This window comes from Rhodanobacter thiooxydans, assembly GCF_030291135.1.
GTDB classification, from domain to species: Bacteria; Pseudomonadota; Gammaproteobacteria; order Xanthomonadales; family Rhodanobacteraceae; genus Rhodanobacter; species Rhodanobacter thiooxydans_A.
Genome location: NZ_CP127409.1, coordinates 823,947 through 839,567 on the forward strand (window position 1 = coordinate 823,947; position 15,621 = coordinate 839,567).

The 15,621-nt window shown below is 68.6% G+C and carries 11 protein-coding genes and 1 pseudogene; 6 read left to right on the plus strand and 6 right to left on the minus strand.

Going from position 1 to position 15,621, the window contains the following annotated elements; genetic code table 11:
• Positions 1-116 precede the first annotated feature (116 nt).
• The 4 genes and pseudogenes from QQA13_RS03565 to QQA13_RS03580 form a co-directional block, all read right to left on the minus strand.
• Positions 117-2,378 carry a xanthine dehydrogenase family protein molybdopterin-binding subunit gene (locus QQA13_RS03565; RefSeq protein WP_108472814.1) on the minus strand — a complete coding sequence of 754 codons (2,262 nt, stop codon included), beginning with the start codon at positions 2,376-2,378 and terminating at the stop codon, positions 117-119.
• Positions 2,375-2,911 carry a (2Fe-2S)-binding protein gene (locus tag QQA13_RS03570; RefSeq protein ID WP_108472759.1) on the minus strand — a complete coding sequence of 179 codons (537 nt, stop codon included), beginning with the start codon at positions 2,909-2,911 and terminating at the stop codon, positions 2,375-2,377. The genes QQA13_RS03565 and QQA13_RS03570 overlap by 4 nt, the downstream gene beginning before the upstream one ends.
• Positions 2,912-2,962: 51 nt before the next feature.
• Positions 2,963-4,265 (minus strand): annotated as a pseudogene (locus tag QQA13_RS03575) (APC family permease).
• Positions 4,266-4,328: 63 nt separating this feature from the next.
• Positions 4,329-5,210: a PhzF family phenazine biosynthesis protein gene (locus QQA13_RS03580; RefSeq protein ID WP_108472760.1), complete on the minus strand. Its 882-nt coding sequence runs from the start codon at positions 5,208-5,210 to the stop codon at positions 4,329-4,331.
• Between the two features lie 447 nt (positions 5,211-5,657).
• Here QQA13_RS03580 and QQA13_RS03585 point away from each other — a divergent pair, with 447 nt between their 5' ends.
• The 5 genes from QQA13_RS03585 to QQA13_RS03605 all read left to right on the plus strand — a co-directional run bounded on the left by QQA13_RS03585 (position 5,658) and on the right by QQA13_RS03605 (position 14,330).
• Positions 5,658-7,175: a fumarate hydratase gene (locus QQA13_RS03585; RefSeq protein WP_108472761.1), complete on the plus strand. Its 1,518-nt coding sequence runs from the start codon at positions 5,658-5,660 to the stop codon at positions 7,173-7,175.
• Positions 7,176-7,769: 594 nt separating this feature from the next.
• Positions 7,770-10,334, plus strand: a complete 2,565-nt coding sequence (locus tag QQA13_RS03590) for a bifunctional aspartate kinase/diaminopimelate decarboxylase (protein ID WP_108472815.1) — start codon at positions 7,770-7,772, stop codon at positions 10,332-10,334.
• 156 nt (positions 10,335-10,490) lie between these two features.
• Positions 10,491-11,861, plus strand: a complete 1,371-nt coding sequence (gene murL / locus QQA13_RS03595; protein ID WP_108472816.1) for a UDP-N-acetyl-alpha-D-muramoyl-L-alanyl-L-glutamate epimerase — start codon at positions 10,491-10,493, stop codon at positions 11,859-11,861.
• Positions 11,861-13,234 carry a UDP-N-acetylmuramoyl-L-alanine--D-glutamate ligase gene (gene murD, locus QQA13_RS03600; protein WP_108472762.1) on the plus strand — a complete coding sequence of 458 codons (1,374 nt, stop codon included), beginning with the start codon at positions 11,861-11,863 and terminating at the stop codon, positions 13,232-13,234. The genes murL and murD overlap by 1 nt, the downstream gene beginning before the upstream one ends.
• A 157-nt stretch (positions 13,235-13,391) precedes the next feature.
• Positions 13,392-14,330: an alpha/beta hydrolase gene (locus QQA13_RS03605; protein ID WP_108472763.1), complete on the plus strand. Its 939-nt coding sequence runs from the start codon at positions 13,392-13,394 to the stop codon at positions 14,328-14,330.
• 37 nt (positions 14,331-14,367) lie between these two features.
• On the opposite strand, the gene QQA13_RS03610 is transcribed toward QQA13_RS03605, so the two are convergent.
• Positions 14,368-14,796 carry a type II toxin-antitoxin system death-on-curing family toxin gene (locus tag QQA13_RS03610; protein WP_108472817.1) on the minus strand — a complete coding sequence of 143 codons (429 nt, stop codon included), beginning with the start codon at positions 14,794-14,796 and terminating at the stop codon, positions 14,368-14,370.
• A gap of 10 nt (positions 14,797-14,806) precedes the next feature.
• Complete coding sequence (locus QQA13_RS03615) at positions 14,807-15,028, minus strand: AbrB/MazE/SpoVT family DNA-binding domain-containing protein (protein WP_027493385.1); 222 nt, start codon at positions 15,026-15,028, stop codon at positions 14,807-14,809.
• 127 nt (positions 15,029-15,155) lie between these two features.
• Between QQA13_RS03615 and QQA13_RS03620 the strand changes: the two genes are divergently transcribed.
• Positions 15,156-15,587 (plus strand): DUF1801 domain-containing protein, encoded by a 432-nt coding sequence (locus QQA13_RS03620; RefSeq protein WP_108472818.1) that lies wholly within the window; start codon positions 15,156-15,158, stop codon positions 15,585-15,587.
• The last annotated feature ends 34 nt before the right edge of the window (positions 15,588-15,621 follow it).

A 15,621-nucleotide genomic window follows, 5' to 3' on the forward strand; every position in this document is an offset into this window, starting at 1 on the left:
GTGTCGGCCGGACGGTCTCGGCGAGGCTTTTGAAACGGGGCCGCCATGGGGCGGTCCCGCTTTTTTTTATGGAACCTTCCGATCGCTGATGCCGGATTTCCCGGATCCCGCCGCGCCTACAGCAGCCGCAGCAGTTCCTTCATCAGCGGCAGGCGGCGCACGCGTACGGCGCTGGCGCGGAATACCGCGTTGGCCAGCGCAGGGGCGGCGGTGGGCATGGCGAGGAAGCTGGCGCCGGCCGGCGCGCGTTCGTCGGCGACGGTGATCACTTCGACGTCGTTTGGCAGCTGCGCCATGCTGGCCAGTGGGTAATCCTTGTAGCTGTGCTGCTGCACCTGGCCGCCCTTGACGGTGATGGCCGCGTTCAGCGCGATGGACAGCGCGTCCAGCGTGGCGCCGGCGACCTGGCCCTGCAGGCCCAGCGGGTTGATCACGCGGCCGACGTCGACGGCACAGACGACGCGCTCGATGACCAGTCTCTCGCCCTGCATCGATGCCTCGATCGCATGCGCGACGTAGGCGCCGTCGACGTGCCAGCAGGCGATGCCGAGGCCGTTGACGGTGCGCAGCCAGTTCTTCCACTCGATGCGGTCGGCGACCAGCTTGAGCACATTGGCCAGGCGGCCGGTGTCCAGCGTGCCGCCGCTGCTCAACGGCAACGCGCGCGGTTCGCCGAGGATGCGCAGGCGCGTCTTCAGCGGGTCCTCGCGCAACTGGTGCGCGATCTCGTCGATGAAGCTTTCCACCGCGAATGCGTTGCTGAGGTGCGGCATGCCGCGCATCGGGCCGCGCGGCGTCGCCGACTCCTGCGCGTACCAGTCGCTGCGGTAGTTCGGCACCAGCGCGGCGGGCAGCTGGTCGGCCTGCAGTTCGGAGGTCCACAGGCGGTCGGCCGGCACGCCGCGACGGACCAGCGCGGAGGCGCTGGCCATGCGCTGGTGCCAGGTCAGCAGCTGGCGCTTGCGGTCGATGGTCGCGCTGATCCGGTGCACGCTGCCGGCGCGGTAGTAGTCGTGGCTGAAGTCCTGGCCGCGCGTCCACAGCAGGCGCACCGGCTTGTTGACGACCTTGGCCAGCATCACTGCCTCGGCGACGTAGTCGTGGTCGAGCCGGCGGCCGTAGCCGCCGCCGACGCGCGGCACGCGGATGTCGATGCGGTCGGGGGCCAGGCCGGTCAGGCGTTGCACCACGGCCCAGGCTTGCTGCGGCGCCTGGGTCGGCACGACCAGGCTGGCGCGGTCCTTGTCCAGCCGCACCAGGCAGTTCATCGGTTCGGCGGTGGCGTGTGCCAGCCACGGTTGCACGTAGGTGGCGTCGAGGCGACGCGCGGCTTTTCTGGCGGCGGTATCGACGTCGCCGTCGTTGCGCACGCGGCTGGTGGGAATGCTGTCATCGGCGAGCAGGGCGGTGGCCTGCTGCTCCAGCGCGGCGCTGTTCTCGCCGCCGCTGACGCCGGGCTTCCATTCGAGCTTGAGTTTGTCGCGGCCTTGCAGCGCGGCCCAGGTGTCCTCAGCCAGCACCGCCACGGCCGGGGCGATCACCGTGCTGCCCGGCGGCTGGCCGGGCTCGGGCTTCAGCTGCACCACTTTCAGTACACCCGGCACGGCGAGCGTGTCGGTGGTGTCGATGTGGGCCAGGGTGCCGTCCGGCCACGGGCAGTGCACCAGCACGGCGAGCAGTGCGTCACCGTAGTGGTGGTCGATCGCGTAGCGGGCCTGGCCGGTGACGATCGCGCGCGCGTCGACGTCGCCGGCGCCGGCGCTCTGGCCGATCAGCTTGTAGTCCGCCGCGTTCTTCAGCGGCGGCACGCTGGGCGGCAACGCGATCTTGCTGGCGTCCGCGGCCAGGCTGCCGTAGCCGAAGCGACGGCCGTCTGGCGCGATCACCGTGCCGGCGTCGCAGCGCAGGCGGCTGGCCGGCACGCCGAGCCGGCGCGCCGCTGCCTGCAACAGCAGCCAGCGCGCCACCGCGCCGACCTGGCGCAGCTCGTTCCACGCGGCCGGAATCGAGCCGCCGACGCCGCCGAGCTGGCGCCCGTAGGTCCAGCGTGGCTTGCCGTTGTCGTTGTCCACGCCGAGGCCGAGCGCCACCACGCTGACGCGGTTCCAGTCGGCGTCGAGCTCCTCGGCGATGATCCGCGGCAGCGCGGTGGCCACGCCGGTGCCGGTGTCGGGATCGCGCGCGCCGATCAGCACGTTGCCGTCGGCGTCGATGCGCACGTAGGCGCCGAGGTTGTAGAGGTTGTCGCCGAGCATCGCCGGCGGCAGTGGTGCGTCGGCGGCGTCGGCGAGCCGGATGCCGACCACCAGCGCGCCGGCGCTGCCGGCCAGCACCTGCAGGAAACGGCGGCGCGAGAGCCGGATGCCGTGGTCGCTCATGGCCGGCCCGCCTTGCCGGCGGCGGCGCGCTTGATTGCGCGGCGCACGCGGCTCTGGCAGCCGCAGCGGCACAGGTTCGGCAACTGGTCGATGTCGTCGTCGGAAGGGTGCGGCTTGCGCCGCAGCAGGTCGACCCCGGCGATCAGCCAGCCCGGCGTGCAGTAGCCGCAGCCAATCGCGTCCTCGTCGATGAAGGCCTGTTGCAGCGGGTGCAGGCTGCCGTCGTTCGCGGCCAGGCCTTCCACCGTGGTCACCGCCTTGCCGGCCAGTCTGGCCAGCGGCTGGGTGATCGCGGAGACCGCCTTGCCGTCGAGCAGCACCAGGTCGGCGCCGTTCTCGCCATGCTCGCCGCCGTACTTGGTGCCGGTCAGCTGCAGCACGTCGCGCAGGTACCACAGCAGCGGCAGCTGCGGATCGCCGGTGTGGCGGAAGTGCTCGCCGTTGACCTCGAGGTCGACGCCGTCACGCACCTTCTCGGGCACGATGGTGCTTTCCTGGCTGGTCGGCAGGACCTGGGCTTGCACGGGCGCCATCCATCATCTCCCTGAAGTCGATCCGTGCATTGTGGCATTGCTGCCGCCCGCTTAGGGCAGCGTGCGGCTGAACAGGCGGCGCCAGACCATGTAGACGGGCACGCCGGCGGCCATGATCAGCAGGCCGATGCCGGTGTTGCGCGGGTTGTCGCGCAACGACAGCACCATTACCACCGTCACCGCGGCGATGAACAGCAGCGGCAGCCACGGGTAGCCGGGCACGCGGAAGCCGCCGGAGGCGCGGTCGTGGCGGCGATACCAGAACAGCGTGGCCACGCCGATGGCGCAGGCCAGCCAGTCGCCGAAGGTGGCGTAGTCCAGCAACTGGCCGTAGCTGCCCGACAGCGCCAGCACGATGGCCCAGCCGGACAGCAGCAGCAAGGCGGTGTTCGGCGTGCGCCAGCGCGGATGCAGCCGCGCCACCGCGCGGAAGAACAGCCCGTCCTCGCCCATCACCTGCAGCACCCGCGCACCGGCGACCAGGGTGATGTTGCAGAAGCCCAGGGTGGAGATCGCCACGCCCAGCGCGATCACCTTCGCGCCGACCGGGCCGGCCACCTGCTGCATCACGTCCGCCGCCGGCGCGGTGCTGGCGGCGAGTCCGGCGTGGCCGAGCACGGCGAGGTAGGCCACGTTGACCAGCGCGTAGGCGCCGATCACCAGCAGCATGCCCAGGGTCAGCGCGCGCGGCAGCGTGCGTTGCGGGTCGCGCACTTCGCCGGCGAGGTTGTTGAGGTAAGTGAAGCCGGAATACGCGAACAGCACCGGCAGCGCCGCGCCCATGAAGCCGACGCCGCTGCGCGCCGGATCGGCCGCCAGCACCTGGCCGTGCCCGGCGCCGGCGAGGAACAGGCCGCACACCACCAGCACCGCCACCGCCAGCAGCTTGAGCAGGGCGAACAGGTTCTGGATCTGCGCGCCGAGGCGGATGCCGAACAGGTTGATGCCGCTGACGAAGACCAGCGCGCCGACCGTCAGCGGCAGCGCCCACGCCGGCGGCAGCCCGAACAGCGCCGTGGCATAGCTGGCGAAGATCGTCGCCACCGCCGCGGTGGAGCCGGAGTAGATCACCAGCAGCATGGTCCAGCCGAACAGGAAGCCGGCCAGCGGCCCGAACGCCTCGCGCAGATAGACGTAGGTGCCGCCCGCCGAGCTCGGCGTAGCACAGCGCGCCGATCAGGGTGAGCAGGCCGGCGGCCACCCACATCAGCAGCAGCGCCAGCCCCGACTCGGTGCGCTGCGCCACGATGCCGGGGTTGAGGAAGATGCCGCCGCCGATGACGCCGCCGACCACGATCAGGGCGGCGTCCCACGGGCGCAGGCTGCGCACGTAGCCAGGAGTGGTGTCGTTCATGCGGCGGAGGTCACTGGCAAAGGGAGCCGCAGCATGGCGGCCGTCGCGCGGGCGGGCAAGTATTCAGTCCAGCTGAAGCTCACCACGGATGCTCACGGCGCAGGCACCGCCGACGCTGATGCTGCCGTCCGTCGCGTCGCGTACCACCTCGACGCAGCCGTCGCGGCCCACTTCGCGCCCCTGGCTGGCGCCGTAGTGCAGGCCATAACCCGCCGGGTCGCCGATCTCGGCGAGGAAGGCCATGATCGCGGCGTTGGCGCTGCCGGTGACCGGGTCCTCGGGAATGCCGTCGGCCGGGCAGAACGCGCGCACCGCCATGCTCGCCTCGCCCGTCCGCTGCCGGCCGAACACGCTGACACCGACGGCGCCGGCGGCCTGGCAGAGCGCGCCGATCGCGGCCAGGTCGGGCTGCAGCTGCCGCACCGCGGCCTCCTCGTGCAGGTCGCAGACGAACCACCGCGGCCCGTTGTCGATCAGGCGCAGCTGGCTTTCCGCCAGTTCGGCATGCACGGCCCAGCCGAGCCGGGCCCGCTGCTGTGCTGCCACGACCCGCAACGTGGCTGGCGGCGCCTGCACGTGGATGATCCGCCCGCTGCCGCTGCCCTCGACGCGCACCGGCAGCAGCCCGGCCGCGCACTCCTGCAGCAGTTGCCGCTTATCCGGCGGCACCAGCCCGGACTCGATCGCGGCATACGCGCTGCCCACGCTGGGATGGCCGGCGAACGGCAGTTCCTGGCGCGGGGTGAAGATGCGCACGCGGTAGTCTGCCGCGGCGCTGGTCGGCGGCAGCAGGAAGGTGGTTTCGGAAAGGTTGGTCCAGCGCGCGAACGCCTGCATCGTGGCGTCGTCCAGGCCGTCGCCGTCGACCACCACGGCCAGCGGGTTGCCCAGCAGCGGCCTGGCGGAGAACACGTCGAGCTGGATGAAGCGGCGGTTGCGAGGCATGGTGGTTTCCGGTCGGGCAACCGCCCGACGATGGTGCCGGCGGGCGCAGCCGACAAGTGGCAGGCGGCAGCGCCGGCGCCCGGTGCGCCGTCGTTCTTGCCGGCATGGAACTCGTAGTCGAAACGTCGGGCCCATTGCGGCTGTGGCAGTTCGCCGGCAGCTTGCAATCGAGTCCACCCCACACCCCCGTCGCGGCCCCTGAAGACCATCCGCGCTGGCCGCGCGAGTGTGGACCTGCGTGTCTGATCATGGAAGTGTCCGATTACCCGGAATTTCTTGCGGCATGTACCCGCGCGTCGGATGCGCGGAAGCATGATGCCGGGGCATGTGGCAGTGGGCCGCTTACGGGCGGCAGGCCGATTTGCGGCACAATAAGAGGGTTATGCGCCGTGAACAGCCGTTCGCCGGCGCCTGAATTCCCGAATCGAAGCTGCCTGTTCAGACCCCATGACCACCATAAAGCAAGAAGACCTGATCCAGTCCGTCGCCGACGCGCTGCAATACATCAGCTACTACCACCCGGTCGACTACATCAAGAGCCTCGCCGCCGCGTACGAGCGAGAGGAAAGCCCCGCCGCGAAGGACGCGATGGCGCAGATCCTGATCAACTCGCGCATGGCCGCCGAAGGCCACCGGCCGTTGTGCCAGGACACCGGCATCGTCACCGTGTTCCTCAAGGTGGGCATGAACGTGCGCTGGGACGACGCCAGCATGTCGCTGGAGGACATGGCCAACGAAGGCGTGCGCCGTGCGTACATGGACCCGGACAACAAGCTGCGCGCCAGCGTGCTGGCCGACCCGGCCGGCAAGCGCATCAACACGAAGGACAACACGCCGTCGGTGGTCAACATGTCGATCGTGCCGGGCGATACCGTCGAGGTGATCGTGGCGGCCAAGGGCGGCGGCTCCGAGGCGAAGTCGAAGTTCGCCATGCTCAACCCGTCCGACTCGATCGTCGACTGGGTGCTGAAGACCGTACCCACCATGGGCGCCGGCTGGTGCCCACCGGGCATGCTCGGCATCGGCATCGGCGGCACCGCCGAGAAGGCGATGCTGATGGCGAAGGAGGCGCTGATGGAGTCGATCGACATCCAGGAATTGATCGCGCGCGGCCCGGCCAACCGCGCCGAGGAGCTGCGCATCGAGCTGTTCGACAAGGTCAATGCGCTCGGCATCGGCGCGCAGGGCCTGGGCGGCCTCACCACCGTGCTCGACGTGAAGGTGAAGGATTTCCCGACCCACGCGGCGAACCTGCCGGTGGCGATGATCCCGAACTGCGCCGCCACCCGCCACGCGCACTTCGTGCTGGACGGTTCCGGCCCGGTGATGCTTGATCCGCCGTCGCTGGAAGACTGGCCGAAGCTCACCTACGACGCGTCCAAGGGCCGCCGGGTGAACCTCGACACGGTGACCCGGGACGACGTCGCCAGCTGGAAGCCGGGCGAAACCCTGCTGCTCAACGGCAAGCTGCTCACCGGCCGCGACGCCGCGCACAAGCGCATGGTCGAGATGCTCGACAAGGGCGAACCGCTGCCGGTGGATTTCAACGGCCGCTTCATCTACTACGTCGGCCCGGTCGACCCGGTGCGCGAGGAAGTGGTCGGTCCGGCCGGCCCCACCACAGCGACGCGCATGGACAAGTTCACCGAACAGGTGCTGGCGCAGACCGGTCTGCTCGGCATGGTCGGCAAGGCCGAGCGCGGCCCGGCCGCGATCGAGGCGATCAGGAAGCACCGCTCGGTGTACCTGATGGCCGTGGGTGGCGCGGCGTATCTCGTCTCCAAGGCGATCAAGGCCTCGCACGTGGTCGGCTTCGCCGACCTCGGCATGGAGGCGATCTACGAGTTCACCGTCGAGGACATGCCCGTCACCGTGGCGGTCGATTCGGGCGGCAGCTCGGTGCACCAGACCGGCCCGCGCGAATGGCAGGCCCGCATCGGCAAGATCCCCGTCTTTGTTCAATAAAGAAGTGCGCGTAGCGCACGCGTTCACCTCCTCCCCTTTTAGGGGAGGATTGAGGAGGGGTAGCCCAGGGTTGCCGCAAAGCCCAAAAGCGCCACGCAAACACTCGACACACAAGGCAATCTCGACCGTCACGATCAAAAGCCAAGAGCACCCCACCCCAGCCCTCCCCTGCAAGCAGGGGAGGGAGCAGGGCGCGAGGCCCGGGTGGCGTTCGCCTCCTCTCCTTCAGCGACCGAAGGAAGTCCCCTTGCGGGAGGGAGGATTGAGGAGGGGTAGCACACGGTCACCCGAAAGCCCCAAAGTGCCACTCGAAAGCCTTCCGGTCGATGCAGCCTTTGGCGTCGTCACCGAAAGCCCGGAGAACCCCACTTCGACCCTCACCTGCGACCGAAGAAATCCCTTGGAGCAGGCAGGGGAGGGATCAGAAAACCATTCAGACGTCCATACGTCCAAACGCTCCATAAGCCGCTACCCATTGCATTTGCGATGACGCAGCGCAACACTGACCCGATTCCAAATCCCAACCACCGAAAGCGAACCCTCGTGACCCCGCCCAACCCCGCGCCGCTCTCCGCCGACGCCCCCTGGATCGTGATGAAGTTCGGCGGCACCAGTGTCGCCACGCTTCCCCGCTGGCAGAACATCCGCGAACTGGTCGCCAGCCGCCGTGCCGAAGGCGCGCGCGTGCTGGTCGTCGTTTCCGCGCTGACCGGTATCACCGACGCGCTGAAACAGCTGTGCGGCGAGGGCGGGCAGGACAAACGCAAGGCGGCGGCCGGCGCGATTGCGCAACGTCACTACGACCTGCTGGAGCACATGCAACTGGCGTTGCCGGACACGCTCGGCGAGCGGCTGGGCGAACTGGCGCGGCTGGCCGAAGACGGCCCCGCGGCGCGCGGCGAGCTGGCCTGGCAGGCGCAGGTGCAGGCGCACGGCGAACTGATGTCCAGCGCACTCGGCGCGGCGTTCCTCAGCCACAGCGGCCTGCCCACGCAGTGGCTGGACGCGCGCGAGTGCCTGGCGGCGGTCGCGTTGCCGAGCCAGAACGAGCGCACCCGGCTGCTGTCGGCAATGGTCGAGGCGAAGCCGGACCCGGCTTTGAATGCGCGACTCGCCGCGCTGGGCGAGGTGTTCATCACCCAGGGCTTCATCGCACGCGAACAGCATGGCCGCACCGTGCTGCTCGGCCGCGGCGGCTCGGACACCTCGGCCGCGTACTTCGGTGCGCTGCTGAAGGCGCAGCGGGTGGAGATCTGGACCGACGTGGCGGGCATGTTCACCGCCAACCCGCGCCAGGTGCCGGGCGCGCGCCTGTTGCAGCGGCTGGATTACGAGGAGGCGCAGGAAATCGCCTCCACCGGCGCCAAGGTGCTGCACCCGCGTTGCCTGTCGCCGCTGCGCGAACCGCGCGTGCCGCTGTTGATCAAGGACACCAACCGCCCCGAGCTCGAGGGCACGGTGATCGGTCCCGAGGTGCGCGCGCACGCACCCAGCGTGAAGGCGATCAGCGCGCGCAAGGGCATCACCCTGGTCTCGATGGAGTCGGTGGGGATGTGGCAGCAGGTCGGCTTCCTCGCCGACGTGTTCGCCCAGTTCAAGAAGCATGGCCTGTCGGTGGACCTGATCGGTTCGGCCGAGACCAACGTCACCGTGTCGCTCGACCCCACCGAGAACCTGCTCGATTCCGACGCGATCGCTGCGCTCGCCAGTGACTTGGCCAAGGTGTGCCGGGTCAAGGTGATCGCGCCGTGCGCGGCAATCACCCTGGTCGGCCGCGGCATGCGCTCGCTGCTGCACACCTTGTCCGGCGTGCTGGCCGAGTTCGGCCAGTTGCGCGTGCACATGATTTCGCAGTCGTCGAACAACCTGAACCTCACTTTCGTGGTGGACGAGGAAGTGGTCGATGCGCTGCTGCCGCACCTGCACGACCTGCTGATCGGCGCCGGCGCGCTGCGAACCGACGACAGCGCGTTGTTCGGCCCCAGCTGGCAGATGCTGTATGGCGGCGGCGAAGTCGTTCCAGCGGTGCCGGCGTGGTGGCGCGAGGCGCAGCGGTCGCGCCTGCTGCAGCTGGCCGCCGAAGCCACGCCGCGCTACGTCTACCACCTGCCCACGGTGCGCCAGCAGGCGCGCGAGCTGAAGTCGCTGGCGGCGGTGGACCGTTTCCACTACGCGGTAAAGGCGAACACCCATCCGGCGATCCTGCGCGCGCTGGCCGAGGAGGGCTTCGCGTTCGAATGCGTCTCGCCCGGCGAGCTGGTCGCGGTGGGCGCGATCGTGCCGGAAGTGGCGCCGCCGCTGTTCACGCCGAACTTCGCCCCGCGCGAGGACTACGTGCTGGCCCTGGGCATCGGCGCCACCGTCACGCTCGATGCGCTGCACCCGTTGCAGCACTGGGGCGAATTGTTCCGCGGCCGCGAGATCGTGCTGCGGATCGACCTGGGCCGCGGTCTGGGCCATCACGAAAAGGTGCGTACCGGCGGCAGTGGCAGCAAGTTCGGCCTGCCGCTGGATCAGCTCCCGTTGTTCCTGCAGCTGGCCGAGACGCATGGCGTCAGCGTGCGCGGCCTGCATGCACACCTGGGTTCGGGCGTGCTCGATGCCGCGCATTGGGGCGAGGTGTACGCGCAGCTGGCCAGCCTGGCCGAGCGCATCGGCAGCGTGGTGTTCCTCAATATCGGCGGCGGGCTCGGCGTGCCGGCGCATCCGGGTGAGGCGCCGCTGGACATCGCCGCGCTCGACCGTGCGCTGCGCGAGGTCAAGGCGGTCTATCCGCAATATCAGCTGTGGATCGAGCCGGGCCGCTACCTGGTGGCCGACGCCGGCGTGCTGCTGACGCGGGTGACCCAGCAGAAGGACAAGGGCGGCTTCCGCTACCTCGGCGTCGACACCGGCATGAACAGCCTGATCCGCCCCGCGCTTTACGACGCCTGGCACAAGATCGTCAACCTGAGCCGGCTGGGCGAACCGGCCACGGCGCTGTACCAGGTGGTCGGTCCGATCTGCGAGTCGGGCGACGTGCTGGGCACCGACCGCCGCCTGCAGGAGGCACAGGAGGGCGACGTGATCCTGATCGCGCAGGCCGGCGCCTATGGCAAGGTGATGTCCTCGCACTACAACCTGCGCGACGAGGCCGACGAAGTGGTGATCGAAGCCTGACCCGGGGTTCGCCTGGTTTGCCTGTCCATGGGGGTGGGCGAAAGTCGCAGGATCGTCGTTTGTCCCGCCCTTTGCCTGCCGAAAGCCATCGGACCGGTACCGCTCGAAGCTAGAATCAGCCTGTTCGCTCCGGTGATGCGGGCGATGGAGAAAGATGTGAGCCACACGATCCAGCCGCGCCTGACCCAGGTATTCCGCTTCGTGCGCTGCAGCTACGCCGACGGCGTGGCCGAGTTGGCGTATGCGTTCGACGATGGCGAGGAACTGGTCGAGCGCATCCGTTTCCCGCAGGCGCCGGCGCTGCCGGCCGCGCGTGCGGCGGCGTTCGACGCCGCCTTGAAGCTGCTGCACCTGATCGCCGGCGTCAGCTACTACAAGGCCGGCGTGCCGCCGCAGATCGAGCTGGCCGATGGCCCGCTCGACGATGCCACCGCCGAGCTGCTGGACCAACTGTATCTGCACGGCCTGGCCGAGTTTGCCTATCGCAACGGGTTGGATCTGCGTGGTCGGATCGCCTTTCCGCGCCTTGGCGTGGAAAGATCGGCAAGTTCGCGTGGTGGCAGTGCGCCCTCGGTCGGCGCGCTCGATCTGCCCAGGCGTACCCTGGTGCCGATCGGCGGCGGCAAGGATTCGCTGGTGGCGGTGGAGGCGATCAAGGCCATCGGCCGCGAGGCGACCGCGGTGTGGGTCGGCAATTCCGCGCTGATCGCGGCCTGCGCCGAACGCACCGGGCTGCCCACGCTGAACATCCAGCGCGAGCTGGCGCCGGGCCTATTCGAGCTGAACCGGCTGGGCGCGTGGAACGGGCATATCCCGGTGACCGCGGTGAACTCGGCGATCCTCGCCGTGGCGGCGATCCTGTACGGCTACGATTCGATCGCCTTTGCCAACGAACGCTCCGCCTCGGCAGCCACGCTGGAATACGACGGCCAGCAGGTGAATCACCAGTGGAGCAAGAGCCTCGCGTTCGAGCGCCTTCTGGGCGACTGGCTGCACAGCCACGTCGCCGCCGATCTCGACTACTGCTCGCTGCTGCGACCGTATTCGGAGCTGGCGATCACCCGCGCGTTCGCGAAACTGACGCCGTACTTCGACGTGTTCTCCAGCTGCAACCGCAACTTCAAGCTGCTCGGCCCGAAGCCGGTCGACCGCTGGTGCGGGCAGTGCCCGAAATGCCACTTCGTGTTCCTGGCGCTGGCGCCGTTCCTGCCCAAGCCGCGGCTGCTGGCGATCTTCGGTCGCAACCTGCTCGACGATGAAACGCAGGCCGCCGGTTTCGACGCGCTGCTGGAATACCAGGACCACAAGCCGTTCGAATGCGTGGGCGAGGGCGCCGAGGCGCGCGCCGCGATGTACGCACTGAGCCAGCGGCCGGAATGGCAGGAAGACGCACTGGTCGAACGTTTCCGCAGCGAGATCCTGCCGCAGCTCGATGTCGCACAGTTGGCACTGGAGCCGTGGCTGGAACCGTCGCCGGAGCATCGCGTGCCGGTCCGACTGCAGGCGGCACTGGCGGCGATCGGTTGATGCGCATCGCTGACCTGGCCGATCGCCGGGTGGCGATCTGGGGTTTTGGGCGCGAAGGTCACGCGGTCATCAAGGCCCTGCGCGTGCGGTTGCCGGGGCAGCCGTTGACCTTGTTCTGCAGCGCCGCCGAAGTCGACGCCGCGCGCGCGTTCGATGCCGCGCTCGAGGTTGTCGCCGGCGAACCGGATGCAGCGACGCTGGGCCAGTTCGACGTGGTGGTGAAATCGCCCGGCATCTCGGCCTACAAACCGGCGTTGCTCGCGGCGCGGGCGCAGGGCACGCAGTTCACTTCCGGCACTGCGCTGTGGTTCGGCGAGAACCCGGATGCGCGCGTGATCGCGGTTACCGGCACCAAGGGCAAGAGCACCACCAGCGCGCTGATCGCGCATCTGGCACGCGCGCTTGGCGTGCGCACCGCGCTGGCGGGCAATATCGGCCTGCCGTTGCTGGAGCTGCTCGATCAGCGTGCGGACCTGTGGGTGATCGAACTGTCCAGCTTCCAGACCGGCGAAGCCGGCCCGCTGGAACTGGGCGTGATTACCAGCCTGTACGAGGAACACCTGGACTGGCACGGCTCGCGCGAGCGCTACGTGGCGGACAAGTTGAAGCTGGCTGACGTGTCGCGCCATCTGCTGGTGAACGCCTTGCAGCCGAATCTGCTGGCCCTCACCGGCTCACATCCGCAGCGCCTGCTGTTCGGCCAGGCCGAAGGCTGGCACGTTGCAGGCGAGGTCATCTGCCGCGGCACGCAACAGGTATTCCCCGTGGCGCAACTGGCCGCGCCCGGCCTGCACAACGCCTTGAACGCCTGCGCCGCGCTGGCTGCGCTGGAGGTGATCGGCATGGATGCGCTGGCCGCCGCGCCGTCACTGGCAAGCTTCCGCCCGCTGCCGCACCGCCTGCAGCCGCTGGGCGAACACGACGGCTGGCATTGGGTCAACGACTCGATCAGCACCACGCCGCTGGCCACGCTGGCCGCGCTGGAAAGCCTGCACGGTCGCACGGTAACCGTGCTGGTCGGCGGCCACGACCGCGGGCTGGACTGGACGCCGTTCGTCGAGGCGATGCGCAACGCCCCGGCGCACGCGATCGTCTGCATGGGCAGCAACGGCGCGCGCATCGCCGAAGCCTTGCGCGCAGCAGGCGTCGCCTGTCCGTTGACCCTGGTCGACAACCTGGCAGCGGCGGTCGCCGAGGCCAGGGCCTGCACCCCCGCTGCGGGCGTGATCCTGCTTTCGCCAGGAGCGCCCAGCTTCGATCAGTTCAAGGACTATGCGGAGCGGGGGCGGCGGTTCAGTGCCTTGGCCGGTTTCGATTCGGCCGGGATCGCCAGCATCGACGGGCTGGGTATCGAGGGAGCGCAGGGCGGCTGAATCCCTGCGCAGGCTGCTGTCGGCGACGCATCCCGGGAAAGCCACAAAACCTGCCGCTGCCGGGCCGATACCTCACGCAAGATAGGCACGCTGCGCTCCCGCTGATTTCCCGTCCCATACATGCCGCCTGGCCACGCACCAGCAAGGATGAGTCGCCATGAAATTTTGCATCGCTGCGCTTGGACTGCTGGCGCTGTGCACCAGCGTGCAGGCGAAGACCCCGGTCTGGCAGCCTGCTGCCGGGCACACGCAGGTATCGATATGGCCGGGTGCGGCGCCGGATCTGCAGCCGGTGCCCGGGCCGGAAACGGCGACGGTGAGCGAGAAGCTGCTGGCGGGCAAACCGGTGACGGCGGTGACCAATGTCACGCGGCCCACCATGACGGTGTATGCGCCCACAGGGAAGAATACGGGCACGGCGGTTGTCGTGATTCCCGGCGGCGGTTTCCAGATCCTTGCCATCGACCTGGAAGGCACCGAGACCTGCGACTGGCTGAACTCGCGTGGCATCACCTGCGTGCTGCTGAAGTATCGCGTACCGAGCCTGCCTTACGACTGGAAGTGCGATTGCCGTCCGCACAACTTCGCCTTGTCGGTGTCCTCGTTGCAGGATGTGCAGCGGACGATGCGGCTGGTGCGTTCGCAAGCCGCCGCGCTGCACGTCGATCCGCACAGGATCGGCGTCCTGGGCTACTCGGCCGGTGGTTTCCTGGTGGCGGAGATCAGCACGAACTTCGATCGCCACCTGTATGCGCCGGTGGATGCGGCCGACCGGGAAAGCGCACGACCGGATTTCGCCATGCCGATTTATCCGGGGCATCTCGCCACGGATGATGACAAGTTGAATCCCAACGTGCCGGTCTCCAGCAAAATGCCACCGACGTTTCTGGTTCAGGCGGAAGACGATTACGTGGATGGCGTGAATCAGTCGCTGGTCTACTACACGGCACTGGCGAAGGCGAAGGTGCCGGCGGAAATGCACCTGTATGCGCATGGTGGCCATGCCTTCGGTTTGCGTCCCACCGCGAACCCGATCACCGGCTGGTCGAAGCTGGCCGAAGCGTGGCTGCACACGATCGGCATGGTGCAGGACTGAGCATGGTCGGGCGCGCATGTCCTGTGGGTAGGCGGATTCAGCGCGCGTAGCGTACCGGTGGCTCGTTGACGCTTGAACCGGTGTCGAGCCTGATGTGCTGGCGCAGCCATGCGGCGAATTCGGCTTCAGTCAGGCTGCCTTCGGCGAGGGCGAGATACTGCGGATACAGCTCTAGGTCATCGGCAGCCAGGACACCCCCGTTGAGCATGATGAAGGTTTCGCAAGCCACGGCCGCCGTGCGCTTGTTGCCGTCGACGAAGGGGTGATTGCGGGCCAGGCCGAAGGCGAGACTGGCGGCCAGGTCGGCAAGATCAGGCGGCGGATCGCCATAGGCATGCGCTTGCTGCGGGCGGGCTAGCGCCGAGTCCAGCAGGTGTTCATCGCGCACGCCGATGCCGCCGCCATGTTCGGCCAACTGGCGTTCGTGGATCGCGATGGCGAGTGGTCGTTCGATCCAGATGATCATGTTCATCTGCCTATTGCGCCAGCTTGTGCAGCAAGGTGCGCCGCTTGCGCATCACTTCCTCGGCCACTTCCATCTGCCTGGCCAGGGTGGGGTCGTAGGTGGTGAGGCGGATGCCGTCGGGGGTTTCCAGGGCGAACAGTTCGTCGCCTTTTTCCAGGCGCAGGCGGGCCAGCAGTTCGCGCGGCAGGATGACGCCGGCGGAGTTGCCGATGGTGGTGATCTTCAGCTTCATGGCGGTCTCCATGGTTTGTTATAACGCATGTTATACATTAGGCCATGGCCTGGGCGCAACGCCCGCGACATGGCGGGTTATGCTCCTTCCCCCGCCTGCGCAGGCCCGAAACGGGAAGGGAGAAAACATGGAGCCGACAGAGCATCCGGATGGCGAGACCGCGGCAGAGAAGATCACCCGGCGGATTCAGGAGCTGGGGGATTGGCGGGGCGAGATGCTCGCGCGTGTCCGCCAGCTCATCCACGAAGCCGACCCCGGGATCCTAGAGGAATGGAAATGGGCCAAGCCGACGTCAGGGGGAACGCCGGTGTGGTCGCATGACGGCATTGTCTGCACCGGGGAGTCGTACAAGCAGTATGTGAAGCTGACCTTCGCCCGCGGTGCCGCCATCAGCGACCCGAAGAAGCTTTTCAACGCCAGTCTGGAAGGGAACGCGCGGCGTGCGATCGACTTGCGCGAAGGCGAGCAGGTCAACGCCACTGCCTTCAGGCAACTCATCCGCGCCGCGGTGGCGGCCAATGGCGCAGCGCTTGCCCAGCGGGCAGCCAGGAAGAAGTAGGTCCTGGTTGCCGGCCGGTTTTCTGGCGGAGTCG

Bases quoted from the DNA above. Each gene is read 5' to 3' on its own strand.
- QQA13_RS03605 (WP_108472763.1), top strand. From the start codon at position 13,392: ATGAAATTTTGCATCGCTGCGCTTGGACTGCTGGCGCTGTGCACCAGC.
- QQA13_RS03620 (WP_108472818.1), top strand. From the start codon at position 15,156: ATGGAGCCGACAGAGCATCCGGATGGCGAGACCGCGGCAGAGAAGATC.
- QQA13_RS03565 (WP_108472814.1), bottom strand. From the start codon at position 2,378: ATGAGCGACCACGGCATCCGGCTCTCGCGCCGCCGTTTCCTGCAGGTG.
- QQA13_RS03580 (WP_108472760.1), bottom strand. From the start codon at position 5,210: ATGCCTCGCAACCGCCGCTTCATCCAGCTCGACGTGTTCTCCGCCAGG.
- murD (WP_108472762.1), top strand. From the start codon at position 11,861: ATGCGCATCGCTGACCTGGCCGATCGCCGGGTGGCGATCTGGGGTTTT.
- QQA13_RS03590 (WP_108472815.1), top strand. From the start codon at position 7,770: ATGAAGTTCGGCGGCACCAGTGTCGCCACGCTTCCCCGCTGGCAGAAC.
- QQA13_RS03615 (WP_027493385.1), bottom strand. From the start codon at position 15,028: ATGAAGCTGAAGATCACCACCATCGGCAACTCCGCCGGCGTCATCCTG.
- QQA13_RS03585 (WP_108472761.1), top strand. From the start codon at position 5,658: ATGACCACCATAAAGCAAGAAGACCTGATCCAGTCCGTCGCCGACGCG.
- QQA13_RS03570 (WP_108472759.1), bottom strand. From the start codon at position 2,911: ATGGCGCCCGTGCAAGCCCAGGTCCTGCCGACCAGCCAGGAAAGCACC.
- QQA13_RS03610 (WP_108472817.1), bottom strand. From the start codon at position 14,796: ATGATCATCTGGATCGAACGACCACTCGCCATCGCGATCCACGAACGC.